The organism is Mycetocola miduiensis (assembly GCF_900115155.1).
GTDB lineage: Bacteria > Actinomycetota > Actinomycetes > Actinomycetales > Microbacteriaceae > Mycetocola_A > Mycetocola_A miduiensis.
Genome location: NZ_FOVM01000002.1, coordinates 103,586 through 117,864, shown reverse-complemented (window position 1 = coordinate 117,864; position 14,279 = coordinate 103,586). Strand labels below are relative to the sequence as shown.

Sequence of the window (14,279 nt, the reverse complement as noted above, 5' to 3'; positions counted from 1 at the left end):
CTCAGGCCTCCTCATCGAACGACGGGCTGTGGTCTTTGGCGTACTGGACATAGCTGTTGCTGACTCCCTGCGGAACCATCGGCCACACCATTGCATCCGCGCTCACGACGAAGTCGATGACCACGGGGCGGTCATTCGTTTCCAGTGCGAGCTGAATGGCGGCGTCGACCTCTTCCTCTTTCGTCACGCGGATGCCGAGGCATCCGTACGCGTCGGCGAGCTTCAGGAAGTCAGGGATCCGGACGGTGTCGTGCCCGGTGTTCAGGTCGGTGTTCGAGTACCGGCCGTCGTAGAACAGCGTCTGCCACTGGCGGACCATGCCCAGTGAGGAGTTGTTGATCACAGCGACCTTGATCGGGATCTTGTTGATCGCGCAGGTGGCGAGTTCCTGATTCGTCATCTGGAAGCATCCGTCACCATCGATCGCCCAGACCACGCGGTCGGGTTCGGCGACCTTGGCGCCCATCGCTGCAGGCACCGAGTAGCCCATCGTGCCGGCCCCGCCTGAGTTCAGCCAGGAGTTGGGACGCTCGTACTTGATGAACTGCGCAGCCCACATCTGGTGCTGCCCGACGCCGGCGGCGTAGATGCCCTCAGGCCCCGTCAGCTCGCCGATCCGCTGGATGACGTACTGCGGCGCGAGGAGGCCATCGGTCGGCGCCGTGTAGCCGAGCGGGAACTCCTCGCGGAGCCCGTTCAGGTACGTCCACCACGCTTCGGTGTCTGGCTGGGTCTCAGCAAGCGCGGTGCGCAGGGCGGCAGTGAGGTCGGCGATGACGTCCTTGGCATCGCCGACGATGGGGACGTCTGCCGTGCGGATTTTCGAGATCTCAGCGGGGTCGACGTCGACATGGACGATCTTCGCGTTCGGGGCGAACAACGCGGTCTTGCCGGTGACCCGGTCATCGAACCGCGCGCCCAGCGACACGATCAGGTCTGATTCCTGCAACGCAAGCACTGCAGGAACGGTCCCGTGCATGCCGGGCATACCGAGGTGCTGCTGGTGCGAATCGGGGAACGCGCCACGGGCCATCAGCGTGGTGACCACGGGCGCGCCGATGAGCTCTGCCAGCTCGAGCAGCTCGGCCGACGCCTTGGCGCGGATGACACCGCCGCCGACGTAGAGCACCGGCTTCTTCGCCTCGACGAGCAGCTGCGCTGCCGCCAGGATCTGCTTGCCGTGCGCTTTGGTCACCGGGCGGTAACCGGGCAGGTCGATCTTTGGCGGCCAGACGAACGGGGCCTCCTGCTGCTGTGCGTCCTTCGTGATGTCAACGAGCACGGGGCCCGGTCGGCCGGTCGACGCGATGTGGTACGCCGCGGCGATGGTGGACGGGATGTCGTTGGCGTCGGTCACGAGGAAAGAGTGCTTCGTGATCGGCATCGTGATGCCGACGATGTCCGCCTCCTGGAACGCGTCGGTTCCCATGAGGTTCGAGAACACCTGTCCGGTGATCGCGAGCAGCGGCACCGAGTCCATGTGCGCGTCCATGATCGCGGTGACGAGGTTGGTCGCTCCGGGGCCGGAGGTTGCGATGGCGACGCCAACCTTGCCGGTGGATGCTGCGTAGCCCTCGGCCGCGTGGCCGGCTCCCTGTTCGTGCCGAACGAGGATGTGACGGATGGTGGAGGTGTCCATCAGCGGGTCGTAGACCGGCAGGATGGCGCCACCGGGCAGGCCGAAGACATCGGTGATACCGAGGAGCTCGAGCGTTCGGACGACAGCTGATGCGCCGCTCATTGTCTCAGTGCCGCTGTGGGCGGCCTTGAGATCAGCGGGCGATATGGCAGTGCGAGGTTCCGCAGGCATCGTATGGATTCCCTTATCGATGGTTGGATCTGAAAATGAGGCGCAAAACTACCCCGTGATCGCGCCCTCCGCAGCGGAGTGCACAAGCTTGGCGTATTTTGCGAGAACTCCACGGGTGTAGCGCGGGGGAAGCGGTGCCCAACCGTCGCGGCGGGCGGCCAACTCTTCTTCGTCGACAAGTAGGTCGAGCGACCGAGCTGCGATATCGACCCGTATCAGATCACCATCGCGCACGAAGGCAATGGGACCGGCGTCCACCGCTTCGGGTGCTATGTGGCCGATGCAGAGGCCGGTTGTGCCGCCTGAGAATCGACCGTCCGTCAATAGTAGTACATCTTTTCCGAGCCCTGCGCCCTTGATGGCGGCGGTGATGGCGAGCATCTCGCGCATGCCTGGGCCGCCCTTCGGGCCCTCGTAACGGATCACGATGACGTCGCCGGCCGAGATGTGGCCGTCGGTGAGGGCATCCATCGCTGCGCGCTCCCGTTCGAACACGCGAGCGGGGCCTTCGAAGATGTCGGCGTCGAAGCCGGCGGTCTTCACGACGGCGCCCTCGGGAGCGAAGCTGCCGTGGAGCACGGTGATGCCGCCGGTGGCGTGGATCGGGTTGTCGAGGGTGCGGATGACCGTGCCGTCGAGCGGCATCGGGTTGAGGTCGGCGAGGTTCTCGGCGACCGTCTTGCCGGTGACGGTGAGGGCGTCTCCATGGAGCAGTCCGGCGTCGAGCAGCGCCTTCATCACGACGGGCACTCCCCCGTGGCGATCGACGTCGTTCATGACGTACTTACCGAACGGCTTGAGGTCACCGATGTGCGGGACCTTGTCACCGATCCGGTTGAAGTCGTCGAGCGTCAGGTCGACCTCGGCCTCGCGGGCGATCGCCAGCAGGTGCAGGACGACGTTGGTGGAACCACCGAACGCCATGGCGACGGCGATGGCGTTCTCGAACGCCTCCTTCGTCAGGATGTCGCGCGCGGTGATGCCGAGACGCAGCATGTTCACGACGGCCTCACCTGAGCGGTGGGCGAAGTAGTCGCGGCGTCGGTCGGCCGAGGGCGGAGCAGCAGAGCCGGGCAGGCTCATACCGAGTGCTTCGGCGACGGATGCCATGGTGTTGGCCGTGTACATGCCGCCGCAGGCGCCTTCGCCGGGCGCGATGGCGCACTCGATGCGCTTGAGGTCTTCTTCGCTCATCGTTCCTGCCTTGCAGGCGCCGACGGCTTCGAAGGCGTCGATGATCGTTACATCCTTCTCGGTGCCGTCGCTGAGCTTCACCCAACCGGGCGCGATCGAACCCGCGTAGAGGAACACCGACGCCAGGTCGAGGCGTGCCGCGGCCATGAGCATGCCAGGCAGCGACTTGTCACAACCGGCGAGGAGGACGGTTCCGTCCAGACGCTCGGCCATCACGACGGTTTCGACGGAGTCGGCGATGACCTCGCGCGAGACGAGCGAGAAGTGCATGCCTTCGTGGCCCATCGAGATGCCGTCCGAGACGGAGATCGTTCCGAACTGCAGCGGATATCCGCCACCGGAATGGACGCCTTCCTTGGCGCCCTGCGCGAGCCGGTCAAGCGAGAGGTTGCACGGGGTGATCTCGTTCCAGCTGGACGCAATGCCGATCTGGGGCTTGTCCCAGTCCGCGTCGCCCATTCCAACCGCGCGGAGCATTCCGCGGGATGTAGTGGCTTCGATTCCGTCTGTGACTGCTCGGCTGCGAGGTTTCAGGTCGATCTCTGACATGGTTCGAGTCTAGAACCTCGAGCATGCCCCGATTTTCATCGACCGGTCGCTGCGCGGAGCCTCCCCAGGCTGTCGAGGACCTCGGCGACTTCGGCCGGGGAATGCACGCGGAACGGCGCGATCGTTGGCCCCTCACCACTTTTCAGCGCGAGGTCCGGTTCACCGAGCACCGCGAAGGCGTCCTCATCGGTGACGTCGTCCCCGGCGTACAGCACGGCCGTTGCACCGGTGTAGTCGCGCAGGTGAACGATAGCGTCGCCCTTCGTGGCGTCGAGAACCGAGAACTCGAGGACGTCCTTGCCGTCACGCACTGTGGCATCCGGGCACACGTCTGCGACGATCCTGCGCGCCTCATCGTTGGCCAGGAAAGCGGCTTCAGGGTCGAGACCGCGGGTGTGCACGGCGAATCCGGCAGGTTTTCGTTCGATCCGCGCGCCGGGATGGGCATCCGAGAACCCGGAGAACCCGGCGGTCAGCGCGTGCAGCCGGCCGGTGTCCTGCTCGTCAAGCGGAGGGTGCGCGTCGACGCCGTCGAAACGGTACTCCGCCCCGTGCGAGCCAACAAGGAGCACACCGGGAAGGTTCTCGGTCACGAGCTCGAGGCTGTCCACTGCCCGACCTGACACGAAAGCCACCGTGGTGTGCGACACCTCGAGCAGCCGTTCGATGGCGAGCCTGGCCGCAGGCAGGGTGCGGGCCTCCTCCGGGCGGTCGACGAACGGCGCGAGGGTTCCGTCGAAGTCCAGTGCCACGAGAAGGTGCTCTGACTCGGCAAGCCGTTCCAGTGCGGCGTTCAATTCCTTATTGATTGCGCTCATGTGCGGGCGTCCGGGTGCTCGTGCGAAACCGGATGCACGGTGGTGGAGTTCTGGAGTTCATCGAGGAAGACGCGCGACCACTTCACGACGTCGTTTTCGATCACACGTTTGCGAAGCGCCCGCATCCGGCGGCGGCCTTCGGACTGAGGCATCTCGATGGCCTGCATAATCGCATCCTTCACCCCTTCAATGTCGTGCGGGTTGATGAGGAGCGCCTGGCGCAGATCGTCGGACGCGCCGGCGAACTCGCTGAGGACGAGGACACCGCCGAGGTCGGCGCGAGTGGCGACGTACTCCTTGGCGACGAGGTTCATCCCGTCGCGGAGCGCAGTGACGAGCATGATGTCTGCGGCGAGGTAGAGAGCGACCATCTCCTCGCGCGGATAGCCCTGGTGAAGGTAGTTGATCGCGGTGTGCCCGATGGAGCCGTAGTCACCGTTGATCCGTCCTACGGTGAGTTCGATTTCGTCGCGGAGCTGCATGTAGCTCGCCACGCGCTCGCGGCTCGGGCTGGCAACCTGCACGAGGGTCACATCGTCGACGGTGAGGCGGCCGTCGGCGAGAAGCTCACCGAACGCCTTGAGCCGATGCCCGATTCCCTTGGTGTAGTCAAGCCGGTCAACGCCCAGCATGATGGTCTTCGGATTGCCGAGTTCCTCACGGATCTGTCGCGCCCGTGCCTGGATCGCCGGGTCTTTCGCGAGCTCGATGTAACTCGTCGCGTCAATGGAGATCGGGAAGGCACGGGCGACGACCCGACGCACGGGCGCACCCCGCACGTGCGAACGGGTCCCCGTGTCGGCGTCGGACGAGTCACCGACAGGGACCCAGATCCGGGTTCCTTTGGTCTCGTAGCCAAACAACCGCCGCACGGCCCGGGCGAAGTTGCCGGCGTCCGCCACCCGCTGGAACCCGATGACGTCGGCCCCAAGCAGCCCGGAGATGATCTGCTGCCGCCAGGGAAGCTGCGAGAAGATCCCGTATGCAGGGAACGGGATGTGGTTGAAGAACCCGATGGTCAGGTCGGGGCGTGCCTCGCGCAGCATGCCTGGCACGAGCTGCAGCTGGTAGTCATGAACCCAGACCGTGGCACCGATGTCGGCGATCCGGGCGGTGGCGTCGGCAAAGCGACGGTTCACGTCGACGTAGGTCTCCCACCATTCCCGGTGGTAACTCGGCTGCGCGATGACGTCGTGATACAGCGGCCACAACGTGTCGTTGGAGAAGCCCTCGTAGTAGTTCTCGATCTCGCCGGCGTTCAACGCGATCGGCACCATGCGGATGCCTTCGTGTTCAAACGGTGCCAGTTCGACATCAGGGGCCCCAGGCCAGCCCACCCAGGCGCCGTCAGAGGCCTTCATCAGCGGCTCGAGCGCCGCGACGAGACCACCAGGAGACATCCTCCAGCCGACGGAACCGTCGGGCTGGGTAACACTGTCGACGGGGAGCCGGTTGGCCACCACGACGAAGTCGTATGTCTCTCCTGAATTGGGTGTGGTCACGTGATTTGTCCCCTCGACCGTTGTCGTTCCGCCCCTTTCGGGTGGCCTCACAGGCTATCAGCCGGGCCATGGCGGAAGCCCCATCGCACAAATCCACCCCGCCGCGCGATGGGTTGGACCTATCGAAGGGTTACCGCTAGCGTCGGAGGACTTGGAGGTGCATCCGCATGCGCAAATATGTTCTGAACTTCACTGTCATCAGTGCCTTCGCGGGCGCGGTCACGCTGATCAAAACCAGTAAGAATGCCCCGCGGGACTGGCGGCTCGCCCTGCTCTGGATCGGATGGCTCGTCACGGTCGCCAACGCGTTCGCGGCCGTATCGGAGCGCACCGACCAGAAAGAGGTCGAAGCTCACGGCGGCAAGAGCAAGCTGAAGCGCCGCAAAGACGGAAAGATCTGACGGAACGGTCGCCAGGAGGCCGAAACACGGCTTCCACCCGGCATTTCTTCAGCCGGTCCCCCGCGATCCGGCGTGTCAGGGCGCTACTTTTCAGAGCCGCCCCCACACTGGAAAGATCACCACAGCCAGTAGCAGGGAGCACCGGACATGTTTGGTCGCCGTCGTCATCGCGCACCAGTAGCCGTCGCCCCCGTGGCGCCGACACCAACGCCCGGGATCCAGCTATCGGAGGAAGAACTCGTCGAGAAGCTCCGGGCGCGGCTCGATGCGCACATGGGTGCCCATGGCGACTGGACGCTCGTGCGTCGCACCGACGCAGACACCGATGCGTTCTTCCACGAGATGGCCGCTTTCTCGCTGGCCAGGGAACTCACTGCCGCGATCGTCGGAACCCGGGCAACCGTCACCGCAGATGCAGCCGACACAGCAACTGCCGCTGCGGCTGCCGCTACGGCCGACCTCGTGCAAACGATCACTGTTACGACGGTGCCGTCAGCGCTGAAGTCAGGCGCCGGCGATGTCGACCCGTCGGTCTTCGACGCACCGGAGGATGCCGTCGCCCCGTCGCGCGCGCTCACCCCCGTCGAGCACGTCATGTTCGAGCTGAACACCGTCGCCGTGTGGGCCGACCCCCAGCACCACGACCCGTCCCACGTGAACCACGAGATCGTCACCCCGACGGTGTCCCGCGCGAAGAAGCGCTGGAACGGCACTCGCGTCTCCTGAGCTATCAGAGCTGAGTAATCAGAGCTGAGCCTTCGCCTCGGCTCGTCGCCGATCGGGTAGTGACAGCTCGGAGCTGGTGCACCCCGCACGACGGTTCCCGTGACGCCAACTCCCCGGAAAGCGCCGTATTCGGCGATTTGGCGTCACCGGAACGGATGCCAGCAGCTAGTTCGCCACTCCGATCGGCTCCCATCCGGCGGGGCCGGCGGACCCGGCCGGGTATTCGTCGAGCGCTACAGCACCCTTCCGCCAGGCGTCGAGGAACGGTTCGACGATTCGCCAGCACTGCTCGGCGGTGTCCCCCCGCACCGAAAGCGCCGGGTCGTCGTCGAGGATACCTTCGAGCACTTCGCCGTATGCACCGAACTTCCCGGGATCGAACACCGCTTGGAACGTCGTCCGTTCCAGTTCGTAGGGGTCGCCGGCTCCGTTGATGTTGATCGACAGCGCCATCTGGTCCGGGGCGAGGAACAACCGCAGCACGGCGGGGTCGGTGCTGCCCGTGAAGCCAGCGGGAACGCGATTGGCGGGTTTGAACCGCACGACGATCTCGCGGCGGCGCTCCCCCAGGGCCTTACCCGACCGAAGGGTGAACGGAACCCCCGACCAGCGCCAGGTGTCAACCTCGACGGTGACTTCGGCGAGGGTCTCGGTGTTGCGGGCCGGATCGACCCCCTCCTCGTCGACGTACGCCGGGTACTCGCGGCCGTCGACGGTGCCCGCGGTGTAGCGGGCGCGCCGGCTCGCCGAGGCGGCGTCACCTCCCCAGGGCCGGGTGGCACGGAGTACGATCCCTTTGGCGTCACGGAGGTCCACGGCGTCGAGAGTCGACGGCGGTTCCATGGCGAAAAGCGCGAGCACCTGGAGGAGGTGGCTCTGGATCATGTCGACGAGCGCACCCGCTTTGTCGTAGTACCCGGCTCGTTTCTCCAGCCCCAGCTGTTCGTCGTAGACGATGTCGACCCGGTCGATGTGCTCGGCGCTCCACAGCGGTTCGAAGATGCGGTTAGCGAACCGCAGGCCGAGGAGGTTCATGACCGTTGACCGGCCGAGGAAATGGTCGACGCGGTGGATCTGGTTTTCGGGCACAAGCCGTGCCAGCAGGCGGTTGAGCGCGGCGGCACTGTCGGCGTCGGTGCCGAACGGCTTCTCGAGAGCCAGAACCGTTCCCTCGGGAAGGTTCACGTGCTCGAGAGCCGCGCACGCTTTGACGGTGACTGCAGGCGGCAGTGCGAAATACAGGGCGGGTTTTCCGACTGATTCAGCGAGCAGCTTCTCCAGTGCGGCAGCATCGGTTACGTCGACGCGGCGGAACACGGTGGTCTCCAGAAGGAGATCGACGGCGTCGCCGGATGCGTCCACGGTCGCGAAAGAGGACGTCACGATGTCGCGCCAGGCGGAATCTGTCAGCTCATGGACACCGACGCCTACGAGCTTGACGCTACGGTCCTGCTGGCTGGTGAGGAGTTGCCCGAGCGCGGGAAGCAGCAGCCTCGAGGAGAGGTCGCCTCCCCCGCCGAGCAGGAACAGAGTTGTCTTCGGCCGCGTCATTCTCCGACCATACGCCAGGGGTGTGCCTTCCGCGCGAAGACAAGTACCCCTTGCGCTGGAGCGGCACTTCCGACACTTACAAGCACGACAGCTCGCGGCTAATATTGCGGGCACCCCTAAGCAGAGGAGGGCGTCGTGGGCAAGGTGGTCATGTACAGCTCAGTGTCCGTAGACGGCTTCATCGCAGACGAGAACGACCAGCCCGGACCGCTGTTCGACTGGTTGCGGGGTGGTGACGTGCCGTTGGACGAGAGCGGCGAGTTGAAAGTGTCGCAAGCGTCCTTCGACTACACCCGCGCGTACTGGGACCAGATCGGGACGACAGTCGTCGGCCGCCACGTCTTCGACATGACGGACGGCTGGGACGGGAAGCCTCCGAGCGGGATCGACCACGTGGTCGTTGTGACACACCGGCCGGCGCCCGAGGACTGGGACCCCGAGGCTCCGTTTCACTTCGCCGACGGCATCGAGGCAGCGATGGCCAAGGCTCAGGAGCTTGCCGGTGACCGCATCGTCGAGGTGGCCGCTGGCGAGGTTGGGGGCCAGGTGCTTGCCGCCGGCCTGGTCGACGAGGTGCGCATGGACGTCGTCCCCGTCATATTCGGGTCCGGCGAGCGTTACTTCGGATCGGTCGACGCACAGCACCTGTTGGAGGATCCTGACGAGGTGATCCAGGGCAACCGGGTGCTTCACCTGCGCTACCGGGTGCGGGCGATCTGAGCGGGCACGCGAAGAATTGCGCTGCTGATCGTGAGCCGCTTATCCCCGCGGAGTGAATGAGGAGGTGAGGGCGATCTCACCTGGGCATGAGCTCAGCACTCGGGCCATTGCATCCCGCTCCGCCGGCGTAACCCAGAGACCGTATGTTGCCTTCACCGAGACCTGACGGGTGACGTACCCGCAGCGGAATGCCTTGTTGGCGGGCAGCCAAGTGGCGGTGTCCCCGTCACCCTTCTGGGCGTTGGAGCCACCGTCAACGGCCAGGAGGTTGATCGGGTCGTTGGCGAGAGTTTCGCGCTGCGCCCGCGTGAGCTGTTGGGCGCCGGTCTGCCACGCGTTGGAAAGAGAGACGACGTGATCGATCTGCACGAGAGCTGACGTGTCCTGACCACGCACAAATGAGATGGATTCTGCGGTGAATGGTGAAACGAGGTTTCCGCTCATCACCTTGCACGTCCCCGACGTGACGACAGCCGTCAGGTCGCGTGCGAGGATGTCATTGCGGGTGTCGCATCCGTTGCGGTCGACGTCGAGCCACGCCGAGCCGAACATCCCGGTCCGCTCGTATCCCGTCTTTGGAGCCTTGCCCTTCACTGGGATCGTCGCGAGGAGTGCGAGCACGGTGGTGCCGGTCGCGGTGGTGTCGCTGCCATCCACCGGCGCCTCCTCCGACCGCGGAACCGCTGCCGTAGGCTCGGCCGGTGCGTCGTCGGCGAGGTCTGACGGCTGGCTCGGGTGAGGCGCCGCTACTGCGCTGGGGGTGGCGGTCGCCTGCACCGCGATTGTCGGTTGCTCGCTGTTGGCCGCGCCCGCAGCGGCGACCGTAGCACTGAGCATGACAACGCCAACGAGACCCGCGACGATCCACGTCTTCAGGGTTGACCTGAACCGCGTCGACGTCGCTGCAGAAGACCGGTCAGGACGAGCGTTCGGCGCGCTGAACGGTCGCTGTGTTTCGTCGGTCAACTGGTCCCCCGGTTCATTGCACCCGAAACGAGTGCGGGCATAGTGATTCCACGCTATCGAGGTTCATCCGCGCCACGTGCCCCATAACGGGTCGACACGCGCGCATCGGAACATCCGTCGCCCAATCAGCCGTCCGTTGTGCGCGTGTACACCCAGGGAGTGACCCGGGCGTCGAGGCGGTGCCGTGCCCCTTCTGTCTCGAGCAGGGCGTCGTCGTCATAGGCGATGTCTCCTGGCCAGAGGAACACCAGGCCGGCGGCCGACACATTCGCGTGGGTGTCGAATTGCTCAGCGTCGGCGGCGGCGCGAACGAGAGTCGCCTCGACCGTGGCATCCGAAGCGATCCGGTGCAGCATCACCCAGGTCGGCGGGACCAGCTCGAATGTGCCCTCCGCGTGCCGGTGGAGCGCCTCGGCAGGCCGCAACCATTCGTGTGCGACCGCCTCGTGCGGCGAGAGGACGATGTTTCCCTCCGGCGCCCGTGCCGCATAGAACCAGGTGCGGTATGGCTTCGGTGCAATGGACGGCGGTAACCAGCAGGCGGCGCTCACGAGCGCATCCGGTGAAACCTCCAGCGACGTTTCCTCGCGCACCTCCCGCAGGGCCGCGCGCCGGGCAGAGGCCTCCTCGTCGAGTTCACCCGTGGTGAATGCGCGGTCCTCGGGGTCGACCGCTCCGCCGGGGAACACCCATGCTCCTGAAAACGAACCGCCTCCGCGCGGCCGCTGCAGCAGCAGAACTTCGGGTCCCTCATCGGTGTCGCGCAGCAGCAGGACGGTCGCCGCCACCCGATAGCCGGGGGTTTCCCCCGTCGGTGGGATGCCTTCACGCGCCATCGCGTTCTCCCTCGACTCCTGGCTTCCCTGGTTCACGGGATTCCCTGGTTCACAATAGCGCTGTGCCACCTGCCCGCGGCCACCCCGCCCGCTGGAGGCGGTAAGCGAACGAAGGGCAGGGAACGCAGAAAACCCCGGCCATGAGAATGACCGGGGCTTGTGGTGCACCCCCCGGGACTTGAACCCGGAACCCACTGATTGAGAGACAGTTGCTTTGCCAATTGACGAGAAGTGCCCGCTCCCCCGTATCGACTGCGATTTGTGGGATTGTTGACCCCAACATACCTAGGCTGCTACGGGGCAGTCTGGGCCCTGCTGGAGGAGCCTGAAACATCGAGAAATAGCGCTTCAGAGACCGTTGAAATGGAGGGCTATGAGGGCCATCTGGAGAATTTCGACGGGGGCTACACCGTTGCCTTCAAAAAATACACCGCAGATGCCGACCTCGCAGAGTTCTTCAAGGGCTTGCCGGACGACCGATGCCAGTCAGCCCATTGGGGGTATGTTTTGGCTGGCAAAGTGACCTTCAAGACCGCCTCTGGCGAGGAAACATTCGAGACCGGCGACGCCTACTACGTCCCTCCCGGTCACACCCCCGTCCTCTACGCCGGAACCGAGATCGTCGAGTTCAGCCCCACAGAGGAACTCCAGCGAACTCTGGACGCCGTGACAAAGAACATGGAAGCCGCCGGCTGAGGAAGAAGGTGGCGGGCGCGTCGGCAATTTCCGTTAGTTTTCCCACGGGGGCGACTGCTACGACGAGACCCCAGATGAGCAGTCTGGGATGCGCGTTTGCAGCCCGGAGCGTCGCACCCGATGCGAGGTTGGTGAATTTGTGGGTGTTCTAAAGCCGTTGCGGTTGGTGACACCGACAGCGGCGGCATGGTCATGGCGAGCAGTCGCCAGGTTGTCGACCCTCGTCTCCACCCCACGGGCCGGTTGATCGCTAAACCAGCACCTGACATTGAAATGATGCCGCAGACTTCTATGAGATGTAACGCAATCTGATGTGCGTGATTGGGTCATGGTCGGGCAGCTCGGGGAGCAACGCGAATCCGGGAATGCCCGCGGCGAGGAACACCATCGGGGTCGATATCGGCAGACGCCGCAGAAAACGGGGCAGGGGCGCGGCAGCAAGGGCAGTCAACCCGATTGCCGCGAATGTGAGAACGGGTAGATCGAGTTCGATCACCCCGAAAGCCTAAACGTCGTGGAGTGGTGCGGACTGGGCTGACTGTAGACGTGGGGGTTCCATCGGCACGGGATCACACCACGGAAGGCTCGTGGTGCTGAAGTCCACCTGTATAGACTGTGTGCCGGTGTGCCGCGAAGCCTGGTCGGCGTTCGATCGATCGATCGATCGATCAGATGTATATGAACCCGTTCACTGCAGAGGGCAGGCCACCATGACGATCTCCCCCACCAGCCAGAAGTCCGCACGTCGGTCGATCTGGCGAGACCCGCGGAAGCTCGTCGACTCGGTGGCAAGAAGCTCGCCCGCCCGCCTGGCGCTCGTGGTCTTTGCGCTTGTTGCACTCACCTTCACCCTTCTGCTCAGTCTCCCGCTCTCGGCGGCAGACGGCCAAGCGACGCCATTACATGACTCACTCTTCACCGCGTTCTCCGCAGTGACTGTGACGGGCCTCGTCACGGTGAACACTGCCGAACACTGGTCTTTCTTTGGACAGGTCGTCATCCTCCTCGGCATCCAAGTCGGCGGGCTCGGCATCGTGACAATGGCCTCTCTTCTAGCCCGGGCCGTGACGCGGCAACTTGGGGTCCGTAGCAAGCTGCTTGCCCAGCAGGGAATCAGTACCGGAAAGCTGGGCGAAGTCGGAAGCCTCCTGAGGACCGTCGTCCTGACGACGCTCGCGGTAGAGCTCGCGCTCGCCGTTCTTCTCGTCCCAAGTTTCATAGTCGCCGACAAGTCCTGGACAGCCGGGCTCTGGCACGGAATCTTCTATGCCGTCTCCTCGTTCAACAATGCTGGCTTCGTTTCCCACCCGGATGGGTTGAACGGCTTCGCAGACAACCTGTGGATTCTCGTTCCGATCATGGTGGGGGTATTCATTGGCAGCTTGGGCTTTCCCGTTTTCATGGTGCTCATGGCCACCAAGTTCGAGTTCCGCAAATGGACCGTCCACACCAAACTGACACTGCTGGTCACAACGATTTTGCTGATCGCCGGTGCTGTGATCTGGGCCATCTTCGAATGGTCCAACAGCTCCACAATCGGCGACATGGACGTTGGAGAGAAAGTCTTCCATGCGGTCTTCGCCTCGACGATGATGCGCTCGGGTGGCTTCAGCATCGTGGATCCGAGCGCGTCAAGCCCGGTGACGTTGCTCGCAACCGACGCACTGATGTTCGCGGGCGGCGGTTCGGCATCCACCGCGGGTGGCATCAAGGTCACGACCATCGCTGTGCTATTCCTTGCGATTCTCGCGGAGGTACGGGGAGACTCGGATGTTCGGACTTTCGGACGCACCATCACCGAGGGGGCGCTTCGAGTTGCCATCAGCGTCCTGTTCCTCGCTGCCACGCTGATTCTCGTCGCAACGGGACTACTCATGGCCGTCAGCAGGGAACCGCTCGATCGAATCCTTTTCGAGGTGATCTCAGCCTTCGCCACGTGCGGACTCAGCGTCGGCCTCAGCGAGGAACTACCTCCATTCGGCAAGTACGTCCTCTCAGCTCTGATGTTCGCAGGTCGGATCGGACCGATCAGCCTCGCGGCGGCGCTGTCGATCCGCCAACGTCGTCAGCTGTACCGCTTCCCGAATGAGAGTCCCATCATCGGTTGAAGGTTCGGTGCCGGTGATCGGCACGCCCGGGACGGCGTGGCCTTGCCCGCAGGGGGCATGCGTGGGATCACAGGCCAGTACCATCATCACTGGTGCGCCGGGAAGTCTGGTCGGCGGGTGGTCAATCGGTCACTCTGGACATCGGCTGACCCTGCACAGGGTTGAACGGAAATCCATGCCCGCCCATATCACCTTTGTTCGCTGGACTGCGGGGATCGACCATGACTGAGGCGCGCGTTCGCGCCCGAGGTCTCGTACGCACTTTCTGTACGGACGTCGGCATCCGGGGAGTCGACCTCGAGGTGATCGCCGCGCTCTGCGGCTCGCTGCTGCTGGCCGTCCACACAACCGACCCTTACTCAAGGCGCAGCTCGGTCCGCTCCTCGATCCCGGCGGATGGAC

The 14,279-nt window shown here is 64.6% G+C and carries 13 protein-coding genes and 1 tRNA gene; 5 read left to right on the top strand and 9 right to left on the bottom strand.

The window, feature by feature from the left end; all coding sequences use genetic code 11:
* Nucleotide 1: 1 nt before the first annotated feature.
* Genes BM197_RS04290 through BM197_RS04275 form a run of 4 tightly spaced genes read right to left on the bottom strand, consistent with a single transcriptional unit; the run spans nucleotide 2 to nucleotide 5,873 of the window.
* Nucleotides 2-1,810: an acetolactate synthase large subunit gene (locus tag BM197_RS04290; protein WP_090709146.1), complete on the bottom strand. Its 1,809-nt coding sequence runs from the start codon at nucleotides 1,808-1,810 to the stop codon at nucleotides 2-4.
* 48 nt (nucleotides 1,811-1,858) lie between these two features.
* On the bottom strand, nucleotides 1,859-3,553 hold the full coding sequence (ilvD, locus tag BM197_RS04285; RefSeq protein WP_090709144.1) for a dihydroxy-acid dehydratase: 1,695 nt from the start codon (nucleotides 3,551-3,553) through the stop codon (nucleotides 1,859-1,861).
* A gap of 35 nt (nucleotides 3,554-3,588) precedes the next feature.
* A complete protein-coding gene (otsB, locus tag BM197_RS04280) occupies nucleotides 3,589-4,371 on the bottom strand; it encodes a trehalose-phosphatase (protein WP_090709142.1) in 783 nt (260 codons plus the stop codon).
* A complete protein-coding gene (locus BM197_RS04275; RefSeq protein ID WP_245762379.1) occupies nucleotides 4,368-5,873 on the bottom strand; it encodes an alpha,alpha-trehalose-phosphate synthase (UDP-forming) in 1,506 nt (501 codons plus the stop codon). The genes otsB and BM197_RS04275 overlap by 4 nt, the downstream gene beginning before the upstream one ends.
* Nucleotides 5,874-6,040: 167 nt before the next feature.
* Between BM197_RS04275 and BM197_RS04270 the strand changes: the two genes are divergently transcribed.
* Nucleotides 6,041-6,274 carry a hypothetical protein gene (locus BM197_RS04270; protein WP_090709141.1) on the top strand — a complete coding sequence of 78 codons (234 nt, stop codon included), beginning with the start codon at nucleotides 6,041-6,043 and terminating at the stop codon, nucleotides 6,272-6,274.
* Nucleotides 6,275-6,421: 147 nt separating this feature from the next.
* Nucleotides 6,422-7,000: a hypothetical protein gene (locus BM197_RS04265; RefSeq protein ID WP_143094990.1), complete on the top strand. Its 579-nt coding sequence runs from the start codon at nucleotides 6,422-6,424 to the stop codon at nucleotides 6,998-7,000.
* 165 nt (nucleotides 7,001-7,165) lie between these two features.
* Here the strand turns inward: BM197_RS04265 and BM197_RS04260 are convergent, their stop codons facing one another.
* A complete protein-coding gene (locus tag BM197_RS04260) occupies nucleotides 7,166-8,551 on the bottom strand; it encodes a glucose-6-phosphate dehydrogenase (protein WP_090709137.1) in 1,386 nt (461 codons plus the stop codon).
* A gap of 135 nt (nucleotides 8,552-8,686) precedes the next feature.
* Between BM197_RS04260 and BM197_RS04255 the strand changes: the two genes are divergently transcribed.
* Nucleotides 8,687-9,271: a dihydrofolate reductase family protein gene (locus BM197_RS04255; RefSeq protein WP_090709135.1), complete on the top strand. Its 585-nt coding sequence runs from the start codon at nucleotides 8,687-8,689 to the stop codon at nucleotides 9,269-9,271.
* A 39-nt stretch (nucleotides 9,272-9,310) separates the two neighbouring features.
* Here the strand turns inward: BM197_RS04255 and BM197_RS04250 are convergent, their stop codons facing one another.
* The 3 genes from BM197_RS04250 to BM197_RS04240 all read right to left on the bottom strand — a co-directional run bounded on the left by BM197_RS04250 (nucleotide 9,311) and on the right by BM197_RS04240 (nucleotide 11,308).
* Nucleotides 9,311-10,108: an HNH endonuclease family protein gene (locus BM197_RS04250; RefSeq protein ID WP_090709669.1), complete on the bottom strand. Its 798-nt coding sequence runs from the start codon at nucleotides 10,106-10,108 to the stop codon at nucleotides 9,311-9,313.
* A gap of 254 nt (nucleotides 10,109-10,362) precedes the next feature.
* On the bottom strand, nucleotides 10,363-11,109 hold the full coding sequence (locus tag BM197_RS04245; protein WP_143094989.1) for an NUDIX hydrolase: 747 nt from the start codon (nucleotides 11,107-11,109) through the stop codon (nucleotides 10,363-10,365).
* A gap of 124 nt (nucleotides 11,110-11,233) precedes the next feature.
* Nucleotides 11,234-11,308: transfer RNA gene (locus tag BM197_RS04240), tRNA-Glu, on the bottom strand.
* 35 nt (nucleotides 11,309-11,343) lie between these two features.
* Here BM197_RS04240 and BM197_RS04235 point away from each other — a divergent pair.
* The gene (locus BM197_RS04235) at nucleotides 11,344-11,769 is read left to right on the top strand and encodes a cupin domain-containing protein (RefSeq protein WP_143094988.1); all 426 of its coding nucleotides are present in this window, start codon (nucleotides 11,344-11,346) and stop codon (nucleotides 11,767-11,769) included.
* Nucleotides 11,770-12,058: 289 nt separating this feature from the next.
* On the opposite strand, the gene BM197_RS04230 is transcribed toward BM197_RS04235, so the two are convergent.
* Complete coding sequence (locus BM197_RS04230) at nucleotides 12,059-12,265, bottom strand: hypothetical protein (protein WP_090709130.1); 207 nt, start codon at nucleotides 12,263-12,265, stop codon at nucleotides 12,059-12,061.
* Between the two features lie 214 nt (nucleotides 12,266-12,479).
* Between BM197_RS04230 and BM197_RS04225 the strand changes: the two genes are divergently transcribed.
* Nucleotides 12,480-13,877 (top strand): TrkH family potassium uptake protein, encoded by a 1,398-nt coding sequence (locus BM197_RS04225; protein WP_090709128.1) that lies wholly within the window; start codon nucleotides 12,480-12,482, stop codon nucleotides 13,875-13,877.
* The last annotated feature ends 402 nt before the right edge of the window (nucleotides 13,878-14,279 follow it).